Source organism: Pseudoalteromonas sp. TAP-3C, from assembly GCF_059888565.1.
Map to the genome: position 1 here is coordinate 3,204,899 of NZ_CM187618.1, position 17,670 is coordinate 3,222,568.

Here is a 17,670-nt window from a genome sequence, read left to right on the forward strand (position 1 = left end):
AAACGGAAAAAACAGGCAGTAAAAAAGTGTAATAAAGCGTGTCAAATATGTATTTACAGCCTGAGATAAATTACATCCAACTACGAGGGTCTGACTCTACCTGCATAAGCGTAAAATCAATAATAAAGTCAGCATCTTGCTGTTTTAAATAAGGCACATAAACGCCGCCCGCCGCAAGTTGTATATACAGGCTCTTCAAACCAGAACGACGCATAAAAAAGGTGCTAATCCCGCGGGTACTTTGTGCTTTGTACAGCTCAAATACGCGATAATGCACGCCAATCATGCCTTTGCGTAACACCATATAAAAACGCCCGTCTTGTTGATGAAGGTAATAGCCATAACGCTTATACGATAAAAAAACGAACATGCCTAACAGCAAAAATAACGCGAATGAAATTAATATATTAAATTGCATCGAAGTGATTAAAAACCCAGAAACAATACTCGGCAGCAAGGCATAAAACAGCATATTTTTATATAACAGCGCTCGCTCTACCGCTTTAAATACCAGCTTTTTACTATTAAACCATGGATAAATCCACTGACACACACTATCAACTTGCACCTGCGTAAGTACCGGTAACACTAAGGTTTGTTTATTTTTTTTTGCCATACTCGCTGTGCCACCGCTGCTGGCTTGCAAGCATTCAACAGTAAAGCGTTTTAATAGCCTTGCAATCAGGTTTTGCTTAATAACAATTGATTGCACTTTGTCTAAACTAATTGATAATTGATGGCGCTCTAACAATCCAGCAATACGCTTAAATTTTTTATTTTTAAAATACAATTGATAATTGTAAAAACGAATAAGCGACATCACCACCGATAAAAACACAGCAATAAACACTAACACAATGACCAACGTAATCACCGCAAATACCGCAGCATTAGCCATCATCCCAAGCTCTTGCTGATAAAATCCCTCTATTTTGGTTATAAACTGCTGCTCTAAAAAATCGATAGCTACATTCATAAAAGGAGCAATAGCCGCGAGCGCTAAAATAGCCATGTTGGACATTAAACCAAACTTAGCGATTTCTTTATTTGAAATGAATAAACTATTTTCGCTTTGCGCTTCAATAGCAGTTTGCACTGTATCAGCGATATCTAATGATGGTTGCTGCGCCTTATAGGCAAACACACGTTTACGCATTTGCTGCGCGTAGTCGTTAGTGACGCCTGGCAATACCGCTTCTTGGGCCACACTGCCTGCGGCATCAAAAATACAATTAACTAAGCCAATAGGGCTAAAGTAAAAAGGTTCCACCACATTTACATTTTGTACTCGTGAAAACTTTAAGGTGAGTCGCTCTTTTTTAAACACCCCTTTGTTTAATAAAATTTCATGATCGTCTGTAATACAAAACCGAAAACTACGATAATACAAAAAACAATAAGCAAGTAATGAAGTCAAGGCCACCACCGCCGCAACTTGCCCCCAAAATAGCTTGTTTTCTACCTGAGTGACAAACACCACTAATACGGGCAGCAAATTAAATAAGCCATCTTTGATAAAACGCACACTAAAATGCATAACAAAGTAAACCAACGCCCACGGTGAAACTTTTTGCCAATTAGGGGCAGAAGATGTTTGTTGCGAAGCATCAAGATTCACTGACTAGCCCCTCGTCATGGGTTTCATCATGGCGATAGCTTTGTACAAACTGGCGAATGTCTTTGCACTTTTCATCGCTCAGACCACTTATTTGTAAATCGGCACTCATACCACCGGCGCTGTAGAGTTTTAAACTTGCTAAACCGAGTTTACGTTCTATTGGCCCACGATGTATTTCAATATGTTGTACTCGCGATAAGGGTAAAATTGTCACCTGCTGCCAAATAATGCCCTTTTTAAAAGCAATGTCATGAGTACGCAGCGCACTGCCTTGTCGTTTTATACTGAGCATGCTGTAAATCATTGACAGCAAAACTAATAACGGTACGCCAACCAATAAGTAACCTTGCGCCATATCTGAAAAATTTGAATTGAAATAACAAACAGCGGTTAACACTAAGCTAAACGGAATATAAAACACTAACCAGTTTAATTGTGCATGCAGTAACGCCTTATCTGCAAGCGGTTCAAAAGCAATGCTTTGATGTTGCGGTAGGTCGGTTATTTGTTGATTAGTAAACACACTTTGCTCCATTTGCACATGATTGACTTAGCTAAGCCACTTTATTGTTGTCACTAGCGTATGACTTTGTTTAGGCTCAAGCATCACTGCATCTTCGAGTACATTAGCAGCCTCTAGGCATAACATAGTTTGATACTCATCATCAGCAAAGTGTGATAGCCGCGTTGACTTTTCAATCCATGGGTTCCAAAGCACGCATGAGCGCGAGTTTTCTCTGCTTACACTGATCGTCCCTTGGGGTGTTTCTATTGTTTGAATTGCAGCCGCTTGGGTATAAACCATATCGGTTTCACGCGTAAAGTCGACCACCTCATTTTGTTTATAAGGGCCTTGGCCAAACTCACTATATTGCGCCCCTTGTAGCCCTGCCACACGAGTGTTATTAATATCGTCAGTTGGAAAATAAGTATGCAGAGCTTGCGTATAACCAAATGGCACGTTGCCTAAGTTACAGGTGGTTAAACGTACCTCTAACTGCTCAGATAAAATAAACTCAACCCGTAAAGATGACTGATATGGCCAAAAGTTAGCATCTATCTGCCTCATTGGTAACTTAAGGCTTACTGTCACTTCACTTTGAGTTTCGTTCACTTCATCTGCTTGCCAAACCTGTGTGCGTGCAATGCCATGCGCCGGAAACTCATTGTTTTCATGTTGTCCAAACCAAGGCCAACAAATAGGAATACCACCACGAATACTCTCCCCTTCAGTAAAGGTTTCATCCCTTGAGACCCATAACAATGGCAATTTACCTTTGGGTGTAAACTCAGTTATTTGACCACCTTGTAAAAATATTTTTGCCTTACATTGACTGCTATTTACACTGATAAATTCTAAACCATTATTGGTACGCTCAATACATACTGAGGGTGATAATTGCATCTTTTTTCCTTTAACACTGACTGAGTAATACTTAATATACAAACAATAAAGCATGCTTAAAACATAAGCCACACACAATAGTTATTTAAATTGAGTTAGTTACTAAAAAAAGTTGCTATAACTCTAATTTAAAAAAAGCGAAAGCTTAATACTTTAGTTATGCGTATCTTTCTGGGCTTAAGGTACCCAGCCTAAGCAAGCAAAATACGGTCAATTTCTAATAAAATAAAGATTAATAACTTCATATTAATTACTACTCTAATTAATAAATCCCATTAATAACTTAGGTAAATGACATATATTATTTGAATTCAATTTGTTTGATCTGTAACATTTAAAGTTACGGTAAATGATTCGCCCTCCATGAGACAAGCAAATGCAAAAATATGACGAATTACTCGTTTCTTTACGCAAGGTGATCCGTGCGATTGACTTACATTCAAAGCAACTTAATAAAACCGCAGGGTTAACAGGACCACAACTGCTCATTATGCACGAAGTGTCTCAAACTGACGGCATTACCGCCAGCCGTATTGCACAAAATGTCAACCTAAGCCCCGCCACGGTCACCAATATTCTTGACCGAATCGAAAGTAAAAATTTAGTAACTCGCGTGCGCAGTCAAATGGACAAACGTCGAGTCAGCTTGTACCTTACAGAGCAAGGCAAAGAACTACTCGAAAAAGCCCCCCAGCCATTGCAAGAGCACTTTATCGAAAAATTTTCAGCCCTTGCTGAATGGGAGCAAAGCTTACTCCTTTCATCAATGCAGCGTGTTGCAGCTATGATGGATGCAGATAAATTAGATGCCTCCCCTCTTTTAGAAGTTGGCGCCTTATTTCAAACAACTAAAGAATAAACGAAATAGCAAAAGTATCGGAATAAAAATATTGGGCAGCTATACGTTGTGCAGTATTATTAACGATGCTTTAAGCGTTGTACCCACTATATTATTTTTAATTTTAGCGTTGCCCGATCTGTGCCGCGTTTGTGCTTTGCCTTTTAACTTCTAAGCCCCCATCCCCAAAACTGATGCATTTAATTTATACCCATAAGTGTAAAGTTAGGTAAATAAGTTTGTAATGATTAATGCAAATCATTATCATCCGTATAAATAAAATAAACCTATTACTTTTATGTCATTTGTTAACAAACGTGCTGTATATAATATGAGCCGTGCTTTACACATTTATATTTCTACCGCTTTGTTCTTTTTACTTATTCTATTTTGTGTAAGCGGCATAGTGCTCAACCACGTTGACTGGTTAAAAAACGATAAAAAAAATGGCCAAGTTACTGCCGTAATCTCGGATGATCTGCTTGCTCAAGCAAATACACAATTAAACAACTTACCGATTATTTACCCACAAATAGAGGCTTATTTAGCCAAACATTATGGGCTGCACAAAGTAAAAAGCATTGATTGGGAAAAAGAGGATGCACTGGTGATGTTCGACTACCCACTGCCTGCAGGTTTTGCTTTCGCAGAGCTTGATTTTATTAGTGGTGAACTGAGCCTCGAGTATCAAACCGGCGGTATTTTAAGCTTAATTGGCGATTTACACAAAGGTCGTCATAGCGGCGAAGCATGGAGCTGGGTGATTGATATATCAGCCGTATTAATGATTTTGTTTGCTATCACCGGGATGATTATTTTATTTCAAAATAGAAAAAAACGCTTAGTAGGAATATGGCTAACAGTGCTTGGGGTCGCAACACCAGCGGTCATTTATTTATGCTGGGTTCCGCAACTAAAAGGAGTGTCTTAATGCTAAAGCTTAATACCTTAATTAGCGCTGTTGTTTTATTTACAGCCGCTTTGTTTCAACCTCACGGACATGCCGCAGAGCTTGAAATTGAACTTACTCTACCGGATTTAGACGTGCAACCTTATCACCGCCCGTATGTAGCCGTGTGGCTAGAAACGCCTGAGCGCAAACATGTTACCACAGTGGCATTATGGGTGGAAAAAGCAGAATGGTTTAAAGACTTACGTCAGTGGTGGCGTAAAGCGGGCAAAAGTGATGCTAACTTTGACGGTGTAACAGGTGCCACAAAACGCCCTGGTACTTACACCATTAACTGGAATGGCACAGATTTAGATGGCAAAGTCGTAGCCGCAGGCAAGTATTTACTTAATTTAGAGGTTGTGCGTGAAGAAGGTGGCCGTGATTACACCCGTCTAGAAATCGATCTTAATCAAGACGGCAAAATCACCCTTGATGGTACCAATGAATTTTCTCAAAGCTTTGTCACCATTAAAAGTCAGTAAATGTAGCTGCTAAAACAATTTAAATAAGGAAAGGTTATGAAAATCAATTTACTTAAAAGCGCGCTGATTGGCGCAATTACTTTCACTGCTCTTGCATCTAGCTATGCCAATGCACATGCACGCTGGTTAGTGCCTTCGCACACCTCTCTGTCAGGCGATAAAGCACATTATGTGATGATCGATGCCAGTATTTCCAATGAAATTTTTGCGCCAGACAAAGCCTATCGCCCAGAGCAAAAAGGCGCAGAATATGATGATAACCTGATCATGGCAATCGGCCCTGATGGCAAACCAGTTAGCGATAAAATTCGTGCATATTACCTGCAACGTAAAAATTCAGCGGCAGTCAAACTAACTGGAGAAGGTACTTATCATATTACGATGAGCCAAGAACCACGCCTAATGACTTTTTATAAAGATGCCAAAGGCGAACGTGGCCGTGTGTTTGGCCCTAAAAACAGTAAAGATATTCCAGCGGGCGCAACCGATATTAAAACCACAAAATCGATTGCCACTGTAGACACCTTTGTTAGCCGTAATGGTACTTCAAAACCGGCACTACTTGGTCAAGGCTTAGAGATCAGCGGTCCAACTCACCCTAATGATTTATTTGTTGGTGAAGAAGCGCGTTTTCAATTATTAAAAAATGGTAAACCTGCTGCCAACGTAGAACTGGCAATCCTTAAAGGAGATACTCGTTATCGTAACGAACGTAACGAGTTAAAAGTCACTACCGACAAAGACGGCTTCTTTAGTGTGACTTGGCAGCATCCGGGTTTATACCTAATTGAAGGCGGTGTGAGCGAAGATGCAACCGAAAAAGGCATCGACAGCGTACGTTATTCGTTATTCACAACTTTAGATGTAGCACCTGAATAATTAGCGCTTATAAGCGAGTGGTTAGCGCCTGCTAACCACTTTTCAGTTCCACTACTAATTAGCACTATACACCACTTTATAGTCAAAAAATTTCACATCCGGAATAAAAACCAATATAATACAAACATTTAATTTTTGGCTTCGTTTTTGCTACTACTCGCTTATATGGAATGTCTAACTAAAAACGAGTACTCAAATAATGATCAACAAATCGCTTCCTTTACTTACTAAAGCTCTTCCTATTGCCACTAGCCTATTGTTTCTCAGTGGCTGTATTGTGCATGTTTCAACCGCGTCAGCCAATATTCAACAACAGCAACAACGCTCAATATCAGCGTCACAATTACAGCAACTCGATATTGAAAGTGAAGCCGGTTCGGTTAAAGTCATTGGCTCAAGCACTGCCACCGACATCAGCGTAGATGCCACTATTTATACGGCAAAAAGTGATGACCCTTACATACTTACTCTGGAACAAAAAGACAATAAAGCCGTACTTATAGCAAAAAATTATAGTCCGTCAGGAATAGTGGTATATCAAGGTAATTCACCCAGTATTGATTTAGTTATTACTGTGCCAAGCTCATTTAACCTTGAGATTGACGATGACTCTGGCGATATAGATATTGCTGGTGTACTAGGTAATATCATTATAGATGACGACTCAGGGAGCATTCGTATAGATCAAGGTCATCACGTCACTATTAATGATGATTCAGGTGATATCAACCTGCAAAACATGACTGGTAATATCAAGATCAGTGATGACTCTGGCAGTATTACTGTGCGTAACGTTGCTGGCAATATGACTATTGAAGATGATTCGGGTGATATAACCCTGACTAACATCACTGGCAGCGTAGATATAGACGATAACTCAGGCAGTATCTCTGCTAAACAGCTAGGTAGTTACTTAACGATTGAAGATGGATCGGGTGATATTTATGTTGAACAAGTAAATGGTCTAGTCACCATTGAGGATGGCTCAGGCAGTATTCGTGTTAACCATGCTAAGGGATTAACCATCATTGACGCCGGCTCAGGTGATTTGAGCATCGACAATATTAATGGCCCAGTAAAACTAGACTAATCATTATCTAAACTGAGTGCGGGGTGCTTTTAGTACCCCACCAGCTCTGCATACCCTTTTCCTTTAAAACCACCTTGGGTTTTAATTCGCCCCTCCCAATATGGGATGCTCAGTTGATTACGTGAATCAGGGTTGCGCGCTTCTATTATTATAGATTCAAACCCCTCAATATTGAGCGCCCACTTGATTGGGTAAGTTTTACTGGTTGACGTTTGTTGTTGGGTTTTAGATTTAAGCTCCTGCGTTTTTAATACTTGTATGCTCACATCGTCATTTGCAATGGCACGTACTTGCCCATCGCGGGTAATATGCGATGCGCTGCAATAATCGTAATTTTGTTGGCTATTACGGATACAAAACGCCATCAAACCACCTAATTTAGGATCATCAGCTTGAATGCTAAACCAATCCCAACCAGTTTGACTAGGATCGATCAATGCTGAAGACCACTCCCTATCTAACCACGCATCGCCGGTTACTTTATAGGTTTTACCCGCAAATGTAATGTCGCCTTTAGCTTGTAAAAACGGATAACTATAATAATACGAGGCATGCCCTTGATGTGTTTTTTGGCTATACCCTTGCTCGCCGTGTTTTATTAATGGGCTGTTAGCCAACGCTAAATTTACACTGTAATTTCCCTGCTGTGCGGTTAAGTTAAGCGGTAAAAATGTTGCCTTCTTACTGGCTAGCTGCCAATCATCTAAACGGGCCTCAAATGGCTGTGCGCTAATATTTACCTGTCCCGAGCGGCCATATTTTTCAAATGCCCGGTGCTGGGTATCGGTTTGTATTGCAAAGTGTGCAAAATAAAGTTGCCCATTCCACCACGGTGACGGCTCAGTGACCGCGCTCTGCTCATTAACTGAGAGCCTAAATAAGGTCCATTGCACGCCAAAGGTGTCGCCATTATCAGCTTTTAAATTAGCAGTAACATACCACCACTCAATACCTTGTTGATGATGTGCCCCGTGATCACTTGGAAAATTCAGCCCTTGGCGTTTATTTACAGCTTCACCAAATTGCTGCGAAAACCCAGCATGTACCGGTTTACTGCTATTAACTTGTTCTACCTCAGGCTGGCATGCACTTAATGTGCTGAACATAATAAAAGCGAGTACTATGTTGAGTGTGTTCATGTAAATCCTATAGCTTGGCGACATTATCGGCAACGGCGCTGCGCGTTAGTTTTATCAGCGGCAGAGCACTCACAAACAAGGCTAAAACAAACACCAGTAGGGTAAAGCCCCCTAACTGCAACCAATTAACGGTCATGGCCATTGTCCACCCAAACGCAATTGGCATCACGTAAGTTAATAACACCCATCCAAGGCAAAGCCCCAGTGGTATAGCTAATAACAAGGTGGTTAAAATAATCAGTGCGGCTTGCAGTACTTTTGCCCCCAATAATTGCTGTTGGGTGACACCCAGCGTTTGTAATACCGCCATGGGCTGTAGTTGCCCTCGCCCTAAAGTCAAAAAGCTCACCCACATACCAAACAAGGCAATCAGCATAATAAATAAATTAAGTGCTTGAGTAACATAAAAGGTTTTACCAAAGAGTTGTTTAGCAAAGCGTTTAAACTGCTGATTAGCAATCACTTGCTGGCTATCTAATTGATGCACTTTTTGAATATGTTCTGCCACTGCGCCTACGTCAGTTGCAGGTTTTAGCCACAGCGATAAACCATATTGAGTATAATTTAAGCCGCTATTTAACAATGCGCTGGTTGTTACCACCACATTTAAACCTTGCTCACCGTAATCGTAATAAGCCCCTCGCACTTGGCAAGTAAACGCGTTAATATGTTGTTTAGGGCTAATTACATCACCCAGCTTTATTTGATACTGTAATAAGGCAGGCTCATTTACTAAACAACCAATAACACCGGCTTTATTTTTTTCAAACATAGCTGATGTAAGTGCGTTATTGTTTAAAAGGCTAAGATGTTGGTTATACTCAGCGTTTGCACCAAAAGCCATCACATCAACAGCAATCATGGTGTTAGATGTTTTAAGCTCACTATTAGCTGACCAATATACACCCACCTTTTCTACCTCAGGAAGTGCCATAAATGACTGCTGTAACGCTTGCATATTTTGCTCAGGCCTGACATATAAATCGGCGCTTAGGCGCTTCTCAAGGTGTGTGTCTAGGGTGTCGCTAAAACTACCGACCATAATTTGTATACCGACCGCTGCTCCCATTGCCATTAAAATAGCGAGTACTGAGCTTAATAACGCAGGTAACTGCACTATGCTGTCGGCTTTTAACCATTGAATAATGGGATTTCGTGTTGGCCACGGCAGTTTAAATACGGCTTTAACTATCGGTGGTGCAATGACAAAAAATAGCAACAGCACACAAACACATAGCAACAAGGCGCTCATTTTAGTATTTGCCGTTAATGCTAAATAACCTGCTGCAATAATAACTAACGCTAACATTGGCCATTTAACACGCGCTAAAAAAGTACTTAATCGGGCCGACTGGCTGGCTAAAAACCCCAATAAAACAACAATATTCAATACAAAACCGCTGGCAATCATACTGCTGTCTAGGTTTACCACAAAACTTCTGTCTAATTGATAAAGCCCTCTTAAGGTAGCCGACACATCCATCATTAAGGCATTTGCCAATGCAGCACCAAGTATTGCCCCTAATACAGCAGCGATAAAGCTAAGCAATGTTAACTCAATAACCAGTGCCTTAATTAACGCCGACCTTTGACAACCCAACACCCACATTTGCTGCTGTAAGTGAGCGCGCGCGTTATACGCCAGCTTAATTGCATTAAAACTTAAAAAAGCCCCCACTACGTAACCTAGAAATGCTAATGCTTGTAAATTAAAGAAAAACGCCTCAGATAGCGCATCGAATGCTTGCTCTTGTGCAGCTTCAAGGCGGGCTTTGTCAGCTATTAATGCCTGTAACTGTGTCGTTTGTGCACTCGTTAGCCCGCTAATTTCTAAATAATTTACTTTACCCTTTGTACCCAATAGCTGATCAGCAAGGCTAATATCCACCAGCATTGTCATGCCTAAACCTTGTAATTCGCTTACCGCTAACGTGCGGGTGGTATCGCCCATTTTTATATTAATACGGCTGTTTTTTAAATTTAGCCGCTGCATTAATTTAGGATCGACATAAACAGTATTTAGTAGCTGTTCAAACCCAGAATAACTATTGTTTGTTAATGAGGAAGAGCTGCTCGCATCTTGTGTAAGCCACTGCAATAAATTGACGCCTCTAAGCATGAGTTTTTGCTGCTTATCGGTTTCAATTATGCCTTCTAAAACCGGTTGAACCTGAGTAAAGCCAGCCGCCCTAATACGCGACCACATGCTGTTGGGCAGCCTGTTCTCACCAAGTACAGGGCGTACAAAATGCGTCACTGGGTTTGCAATTAACGCAGTAGTTTGTTGATAGCGCTTACCGGCCTCTAAGTTTAAGCCCTGTATTGCAGTAAGTAGCGCTGCACCTAAACTAAAACCAATAAAAAACAGTAATAATAGCCCAATATGGCGACGATAAAACTGCCCATAGGTTGTTAAAATAAGTTTAAGTTCAGCCATTAATTTGGCCATCTTTTAAAAACAATTGCGAGGTAAATTGATCAGCTAATCGCAGACTATGGGTAACCATAATCAGTATTATTTGCTGCTCTTCGCACAGGTTTTTTAATAGCGCAACAATATCGTGCGAGCGAGCGGCATCAAGGTTGCCTGTAGGCTCATCGGCCAATAGTAGCTTAGGCTTATTTAATAACGCTCGGCCAATCCCAACCCGCTGTTGCTCACCGCCCGATAGTTGATCAGGCATAGCGCCAAGCTTACCGCCTAAACCTAGCCGTTCACTCATTTGGTGTATTTCATCTTCACTAGGAGATAACCCATTAAGCCTTGCTTGAAAGCACATGTTGTCCTTCACATTTAACGGGCTAAGCAACTGGTAATGCTGAAAAATAATACCTATTTTACGCCGATAAAGAGCCAACTGGTTTGCATTAAACTCACTAATGTTTTGTTCATTAACGGTAATAGTCCCTGCATCAGGTGACAGTAAACCCGCTAATAAATTTAACAATGTCGTTTTACCCGAGCCACTATCGCCTAATAACGCAATTTGCGCCGCAGGCATAATATTTAACGATAAATCATTAATAATGGTGCGTTTTAAACCACCATCTTGGCGGGTAAAAAACACATTGTTTAGCGCAATCATAAAGTAAAAATTATTCCAGTAGCAAAAATTGGGTACATTGTTTAAACGATACCATAACAGCAAAGCGCTCACTTAGGCGCTTATTTTTTGTGCCTGCCTCCAGCAAAATGAACTTTACTTACATGTTAAACACTTTTGTCCATAAGTTTTCAGGGTTTAGCTCTGGGTTATTTTTTATTAAATTTCTAATTCATTCATTATGAATTTAATTAGCCACCTTGCTCTGTAAAGTGTTACTTGTAGCTCATAGCCGGCTGTCATTCTTTCAGCTATGAGCTACTTCATTTAAAAACGCTAAAATCTAGTGATGATGCCCACCTTGAATAGCCTCACCTTGAGGATTATAAAAACCTGTCGCGCCGTGCTCTATAAAACCTAGGTTAATCATTTTTGCTAAAAATGGGTCACTTTCGTTATCGCCAATGTCCGCATAATCGGTGGTTTGAAAACGATCCCACTTAGCAAATTGTGCCGTAATTGCTTGCTCGTCGCTAACAACCTTATTAAGGCTAAGTACTGTTTCTGATTGGCCTTGTTTATTGGTTACGCTAAAGGTTTTTACTAATTGTGATTGCGGTAAAAACGCTAATTTAAACTGGTTATCGCCCTCATTAAGTTCGTAATTTTTTATTTGATTACAACCCTCGCCCTGCGTATTTACTAGGGTCATTTTTGCAATTAACTGATTATCCACCAGCTGGTTTTTAGCACTCCAATTTTGTACACCACGCACCTCCGAAGGTTGGTATTCAATGCCGCGCTGCTGAGCATTAAAGTAGCGAATAGGCCGAAGCTGATTATTACTAAGTTGCTGCCAAAGTTCGGTTAGTGTTTCACCTTGGTGCGCCACCTGCTGATTGTCTCGCCAAAGAGTGAGTGACTGGGTATTTTGTTGAGTGCTTTGCTGCATTTTATAATTATTGGTAATTTTATAATCCGCTTTTAATTGCGCAGCATTAATATCGCACTGCTGGGCTAATGCATTCGTGCTAGTCAGTGCTGAGAGTATAAATAATATATTTTTCATTGGGGTAATCTCTTGGTTAAACATTACTTTATGGCTCTAACATAACGCCTAATAATGGTATTTTTATGATACAAAAAGCCCGCAAAATAATGCGGGCCATTTATTTAATAACTTAATTTATTGCGCTACTTTTTCATCGGCTACTTTTACAAAATCAGCAGCAAAGTCCATTACATGGAATAAAAAGCTTTGCTCATTAGTGCCGGTTACTAAATGCGCCCCTGGGCCCATTGCATACACTCCCACGTCTTCGCCTGCGTGAGTTTCTGATGATAGCGGTACAAGTGCTTCTTGGTGAAAGCCTGGTGTGGTTGTATCAACATTGGTTAAATCAACACGCCCCGTAAGGGGGGCAAAATTATACCCTGCATCCGCATCTGTCTCGCTGCCTAAGTCTCTAAAACCACTGCCATTTGTGTAACCAAGCGTGGTATACGGCATATCATCGGCTGCTAAACTTGGCTCTGTTTGGCCCACACCTACCACTTTACCCAATATTGGGTTACCCCGTTTAGGGTAACCTGCAATAGTAAATACATGGCTGTGATCGGCCGTAACCACAATCAGTGTTTCTTCTGGATTGGTGTTTTCCATCGCCACTTTTACCGCTTTAGCAAGTTCAATAGTATCGTTAAGTGCGTTGTATGCATTACCCGCATGATGCGCATGGTCAATACGACCCGACTCAACCGTTAAAAAAAATCCTTTATCATTGTTATTTAAAACATTAATTGCTTTTTCGGTCATTTGTGATAATGAAGGCTCGCCTGCAATATCATTGCCACGATCGGCTTCGTATTGCATGTGTGATTCGTTAAATAAACCAAATACCTTAGTGGCGTTCTCGCTAATAGCATCAAAGCCAGTTTGATCTATGACATAAGTACCATTTGGATATTGTGTTTTCCACTCGGCGGTTAAGTCGCGATTATCTGTACGATCGCCCTCTACAGCACTCACCGCATCTGCTGAATTAAACGCGGCATCTTTAGGTAAAAAGTGACGACGACCACCGCCCATCACTACCTCAATCCCGTCTACATCAATACCAGCAAACCGTGCTTCTAGGTTCTTTTCAAAGTTTACTAACTGTGAGGCAATATCTTCACAATTTTCAGCCTCAGACGCTGGCATATCTGAGATATCTTCCCAGTTACGTTCTGCCGATTTAGCATACGCAGCCGCAGGTGTTGCATGGGTAATACGCGCAGTAGAGATAACTCCCGTGGATTTACCGGCAATTTCTGCAAGCTCTAATGAGGTAATAAGCTCGTGCCCTTTACCCGATGCACAATTACCGCGTTCAACGTTTTCATCAATTCCTACTACGCCAGCATCGGTTTTTACCCCTGATACCATTGCTGTCATCGTGCCCGCAGAGTCTGATGTTTGTGCATCCACATTATAGGTTTTTACAAAACCAGAATACGGCATAGTTTCAAAGCTTAATTGGTGATCTTCTCCCATTTCACCCTGTAATTGCCCCGCTAAAATACGCGCCGCCGTTACGGTAGAAATCCCCATACCATCACCAACAAACAAAATAACATTTTTGGCTTTTCCTGATTCAGTCACCACTTTGCTTGTAGCATCTTGCGCACTTGCAAGTGTTGTTTGTGCATCGCTAAACCATGCATTATTAGTTAATGAAAAGAGCTGTTCATTAGTCAGTGACGTGGCAGGCTCGTTACACACCAAATTAGTATGCGTTACTTCACCTGTGTCTAATTGCCCGTTTGTATTGGTATCAACACCGCTTTGTGTTTCTATGCCGCCATTAATACACTGTGCTGAGCCTACTGCGATTTGCTTATCAACCGCTAAAATATTATTGCTGTTTTTGTCGTCATCACTAGCACAACCCGTTAATGCGACCATTACTGCTAAAGAAAGTACTGTTAATTTATTCATGTGAGCCGCCATTATTGCTGAGTTAGTTCAAGAGCTTGATTAATTAAATGAAATACCACGTTTTGCTCAATAACACCTTGAGCAAGGTGAGCACCAGGACCGGTTGCATGCAGTGAAACATCCTCGCCTGCATGGGTTTCAGAGCTCAGTGGCACAGTGGTTTCTTGATGAAAACCTGGCGTTGTTGTATCAACACCATTTAACTCAACACGTCCTGCAACCGCGGCTGTTTGATAGCTGGCATCCGCATCCGTTTCATCAATTAAGTTTCTAAAACCGAGGCCATTTGCATACCCGACTGTGGTGTATGGCATATTGTCGGCGGCAAGTTTTGGTGTAGTTTGGCCAACACCAACCACCTTACCTAAAATTGGGTTTCCGCGTTTAGGGTAACCTGCAATAGTAAATACATGGCTGTGATCGGCAGTAACTAAAATAAGGGTTTCTTCAGGATTGGTGTTATCAACCGCAGCTTGTACTGCTTTTGCAAACTCAATGGTGTCGTTAAGTGCGTTGTATGCGCTACCCGCGTGGTGCGCATGGTCAATTCGCCCCGACTCAACCGTTAAGAAAAAGCCTTTTTCGTTTTTACCAAGCACATCAATCGCTTTAATCGTCATTTCGGTAAGCGACGGCTCGCCTGCTATATCGTTTGCACGGTCGGCTTCGTATTGCATGTGCGATTCGTTAAATAAACCAAATACTTTAGTTGTATCGTCGCTGATGGCATCAAACCCAGCTTGGTCCATTACATAAGTGCCATTAGGGTAGTGTGTTTGCCATTCAGTAACGAGGTTACGTTCATCGGTACGATCGCCCTCTACCGCGCTCATTGCATCATTTGAGTTTGCCGATACATCTTTAGGTAAAAAGTGACGACGACCGCCCCCCATGACAAAATCTAAGCCATCAACGTCGGTTCCAACAAAACGTGCTTCTAGGTTTTTTTCAAAATTAATCAGCTGTGAGGCAATATCTTCACAGCCAGCATTAACTGCCGCTTCTGGCATATCTGAAATATCTTCCCAGTTGCGGTCTGCCGATTTAGCATACGTTGCCCCAGGCGTTGCATGGGTAATACGGGCAGTAGAGACAACACCTGTTGCTAGGCCTTTAATTTCAGCCAGCTCAGTGGCTGTCAGTAACTCGTTGCCAGCCACCGTTGAGCACTCACCGCGCTCAATATCTTCATCAACACCAATAACACCCACGTCGGTTTTAACCCCTGAGATCATGGCCGTCATGGTGCCTGCAGAATCGGCTGTTTGTGCATCAACGTTATAGGTTTTAACTTGCGCAGAATAAGGGAACTGCTCAAAGCTTAAATAGCCTTCTTCGCCCAGCTGATTATTGCGTTGGCCTTGTAAAATGCGCGCTGCCGTTAAGGTAGAAATACCCATACCATCGCCTACAAATAAAATAACATTTTTAGCTTTGGTGTTTTTAATTGCCTGTGCTTGCGTTGTTTTTGTTATTAGTTTTGCTTGCGCAGCACTGTACCAGCTGCTGTCTTTTTGACTTTGCGGTAGAACATTGGCATGACTAACGGCACTAAACGCACAGGTTAGTGCGATTGCCGCAGCGACTTTTTTAATTTTCATCCGTAATTCCCATTATGTAGTGGTTATTTTTAAAAACTGTGAGCTCAAAAACATCAACCACTGCACTATAAAAAACAGATATGACTAACAAAGGGAATTTTGATGAAGAAAAAATGACGGCTGCAATAAAACGCGGAAAAAGTGAAAGGGGATGGGATTTAAAAAGCTTTTATAGAGCTGGCTCACAGCACCGCTCGGGCAATAAGCTCAAACATATAACGATAAAATTAAAAGCCGCTCAGTTTATACATGTCGTGCTTGAGCATAAGCCAGCTATTGCCTACAATAGCGCATAATTAATTCAACGCAGATCACCAATATGACTGATACAAACAAACCAGCATTACCTAATCAACTTTCTATTAACCCACGTAGCAAATTTTATGTAGAACAAGTATTTGAACATGAAATTGGTATTACACTTAACGGTAAAGAGCGTTTTGACGTTGAAGAATACTGCATCAGCGAAGGGTGGATCAAAGTAGCAGCGCCTAAAGCGCTAGATCGTCGCGGCCAGCCATTACTTATGAAAGTAAAAGGCACAGTAGAAGCGTTTTACAAGTAATAGCTTACTTGTAAAGAAAAGCGACACCTTACTGGGTAGTCGCTTTTTTTGTGCCTGTTTAAAGCATATTGAACTTTTTTAATACTCAACTTGATGAAATTTCATTATGAATTTTAAAAAAGTATGTTTGAATAGCTTTAATTATTTAGACGTATAGAAGTCCATTATGAGCAGGTTAACAATATTAGATGGCGGCATGGGCCGTGAACTTAAGCGCATGGGTGCGCCGTTTTCACAGCCACTGTGGAGTGCACAAGCCCTAATAGAAGCACCGCAATTTGTAACCCAAGCACACCAAGGTTTTATAGATGCTGGCGCTGAAATAATTACCGTTAACAGCTATGCCTGTGTACCTTTTCACTTAGGTGAAACGCTATACCAAGCACAAGGTGCTGCACTTGCACAGCAAGCTGCTGTTATTGCAAAAAAGGTGGCTCAAAACGCAAAGCAAACGGTACTCGTTGCCGGCTCACTGCCTCCTGCCTTTGGCTCGTATCGTGCTGATTTTTTCCAAAGTGATCGCGCATTTACTATTTTAAATACCCTGTATAAAGCACAAGACGAATATGTAGATATTTGGATTGGCGAAACCATATCAAACATTGAAGAAGCGCGGGTTATGGCAAGCGTACTTAAAGATTCAAACAAACCATGTTATTACGCATTTACATTAAGTGATGAAGTAAGCGAACAAGCGACATTGCGCTCTGGTGAACGAGTATGTGATGCCATCTCTGCACTACTCGAGCATAACATAGCGGGTATATTTTTTAACTGCTCTATCCCTGAGGTTATTGAGCAAGCATTGCGCGACACTAATCGCGTGCTAAAACAGCAAAATAAACGCGTTAATTTAGGGGCGTTTGCGAATGGTTTTACCCCCATTGCCAGCGACTACAAAGCCAATGAAGGCTCGCAAGGTTACCGCGACTTATCCCCTGCTGAATACGTAGAGTTTGCTAAACAATGGCATAGCCTTGGCGCAACAATTATAGGTGGCTGCTGTGGTATTGGCCCCGAATTCATAGCAGCGCTGGTAAAATGGAAAAAAGAACTTAAAAGCGTTTAAACAACTCA

Annotated in this window: 17 protein-coding genes; 8 read left to right on the plus strand and 9 right to left on the minus strand. The window is 41.3% G+C overall.

The genetic code is table 11. From position 1 onward, the window contains the following. Nucleotides 1–70 precede the first annotated feature (70 nt). From AC6H44_RS15010 to AC6H44_RS15020, 3 genes are read right to left on the minus strand one after another with little or no spacing between them, the layout of a single operon-like run. Entirely contained in the window at nucleotides 71–1,618 is a 1,548-nt protein-coding gene (locus AC6H44_RS15010) for a PH domain-containing protein (RefSeq protein ID WP_500736478.1), read from the minus strand. Next, on the minus strand, nucleotides 1,608–2,153 hold the full coding sequence (locus AC6H44_RS15015; RefSeq protein ID WP_500738445.1) for a PH domain-containing protein: 546 nt from the start codon (nucleotides 2,151–2,153) through the stop codon (nucleotides 1,608–1,610). Before AC6H44_RS15015 ends, AC6H44_RS15010 begins: the two co-directional genes overlap by 11 nt. A 15-nt stretch (nucleotides 2,154–2,168) precedes the next feature. Further along, complete coding sequence (locus AC6H44_RS15020) at nucleotides 2,169–3,023, minus strand: D-hexose-6-phosphate mutarotase (protein ID WP_500736479.1); 855 nt, start codon at nucleotides 3,021–3,023, stop codon at nucleotides 2,169–2,171. A 376-nt stretch (nucleotides 3,024–3,399) separates the two neighbouring features. Between AC6H44_RS15020 and AC6H44_RS15025 the strand changes: the two genes are divergently transcribed. The 5 genes from AC6H44_RS15025 (at nucleotide 3,400) to AC6H44_RS15045 (ending at nucleotide 7,264) form a co-directional block, all read left to right on the plus strand. Next, on the plus strand, nucleotides 3,400–3,882 hold the full coding sequence (locus tag AC6H44_RS15025; protein ID WP_500736480.1) for a MarR family winged helix-turn-helix transcriptional regulator: 483 nt from the start codon (nucleotides 3,400–3,402) through the stop codon (nucleotides 3,880–3,882). A gap of 277 nt (nucleotides 3,883–4,159) precedes the next feature. Then, nucleotides 4,160–4,792, plus strand: a complete 633-nt coding sequence (locus AC6H44_RS15030) for a PepSY-associated TM helix domain-containing protein (protein ID WP_500736481.1) — start codon at nucleotides 4,160–4,162, stop codon at nucleotides 4,790–4,792. Beyond that, nucleotides 4,792–5,295 (plus strand): DUF2271 domain-containing protein, encoded by a 504-nt coding sequence (locus tag AC6H44_RS15035; RefSeq protein WP_500736482.1) that lies wholly within the window; start codon nucleotides 4,792–4,794, stop codon nucleotides 5,293–5,295. Before AC6H44_RS15030 ends, AC6H44_RS15035 begins: the two co-directional genes overlap by 1 nt. Before the next feature lie 36 nt (nucleotides 5,296–5,331). Then, entirely contained in the window at nucleotides 5,332–6,174 is an 843-nt protein-coding gene (locus AC6H44_RS15040) for a DUF4198 domain-containing protein (RefSeq protein ID WP_500736484.1), read from the plus strand. Between the two features lie 199 nt (nucleotides 6,175–6,373). After that, nucleotides 6,374–7,264, plus strand: a complete 891-nt coding sequence (locus AC6H44_RS15045; RefSeq protein ID WP_500736485.1) for a DUF4097 family beta strand repeat-containing protein — start codon at nucleotides 6,374–6,376, stop codon at nucleotides 7,262–7,264. Between the two features lie 29 nt (nucleotides 7,265–7,293). Here AC6H44_RS15045 and AC6H44_RS15050 read toward each other — a convergent pair whose 3' ends face one another. From AC6H44_RS15050 to AC6H44_RS15075, 6 genes are all read right to left on the minus strand, one after another. Continuing rightward, the gene (locus AC6H44_RS15050; protein WP_500736487.1) at nucleotides 7,294–8,403 is read right to left on the minus strand and encodes a lipocalin-like domain-containing protein; all 1,110 of its coding nucleotides are present in this window, start codon (nucleotides 8,401–8,403) and stop codon (nucleotides 7,294–7,296) included. Between the two features lie 7 nt (nucleotides 8,404–8,410). Then, nucleotides 8,411–10,840: an FtsX-like permease family protein gene (locus AC6H44_RS15055; RefSeq protein WP_500736488.1), complete on the minus strand. Its 2,430-nt coding sequence runs from the start codon at nucleotides 10,838–10,840 to the stop codon at nucleotides 8,411–8,413. Continuing rightward, nucleotides 10,833–11,489, minus strand: a complete 657-nt coding sequence (locus AC6H44_RS15060; protein ID WP_500738446.1) for an ABC transporter ATP-binding protein — start codon at nucleotides 11,487–11,489, stop codon at nucleotides 10,833–10,835. The genes AC6H44_RS15055 and AC6H44_RS15060 overlap by 8 nt, the downstream gene beginning before the upstream one ends. A 301-nt stretch (nucleotides 11,490–11,790) precedes the next feature. Beyond that, a complete protein-coding gene (locus tag AC6H44_RS15065; protein ID WP_500736489.1) occupies nucleotides 11,791–12,516 on the minus strand; it encodes a hypothetical protein in 726 nt (241 codons plus the stop codon). Nucleotides 12,517–12,633: 117 nt separating this feature from the next. Continuing rightward, a complete protein-coding gene (locus tag AC6H44_RS15070) occupies nucleotides 12,634–14,427 on the minus strand; it encodes an alkaline phosphatase (RefSeq protein ID WP_500736490.1) in 1,794 nt (597 codons plus the stop codon). An 11-nt stretch (nucleotides 14,428–14,438) separates the two neighbouring features. Continuing rightward, a complete protein-coding gene (locus AC6H44_RS15075) occupies nucleotides 14,439–16,028 on the minus strand; it encodes an alkaline phosphatase (protein WP_500736491.1) in 1,590 nt (529 codons plus the stop codon). Nucleotides 16,029–16,108: 80 nt separating this feature from the next. Between AC6H44_RS15075 and AC6H44_RS15080 the strand changes: the two genes are divergently transcribed. The 3 genes from AC6H44_RS15080 to AC6H44_RS15090 all read left to right on the plus strand — a co-directional run bounded on the left by AC6H44_RS15080 (nucleotide 16,109) and on the right by AC6H44_RS15090 (nucleotide 17,662). Further along, the gene (locus AC6H44_RS15080; RefSeq protein WP_500736492.1) at nucleotides 16,109–16,324 is read left to right on the plus strand and encodes a hypothetical protein; all 216 of its coding nucleotides are present in this window, start codon (nucleotides 16,109–16,111) and stop codon (nucleotides 16,322–16,324) included. A gap of 23 nt (nucleotides 16,325–16,347) precedes the next feature. Then, nucleotides 16,348–16,593: a DUF3297 family protein gene (locus tag AC6H44_RS15085; protein WP_500736493.1), complete on the plus strand. Its 246-nt coding sequence runs from the start codon at nucleotides 16,348–16,350 to the stop codon at nucleotides 16,591–16,593. Between the two features lie 166 nt (nucleotides 16,594–16,759). Next, nucleotides 16,760–17,662 (plus strand): homocysteine S-methyltransferase family protein, encoded by a 903-nt coding sequence (locus tag AC6H44_RS15090; RefSeq protein ID WP_500736494.1) that lies wholly within the window; start codon nucleotides 16,760–16,762, stop codon nucleotides 17,660–17,662. Nucleotides 17,663–17,670: the final 8 nt, after the last annotated feature.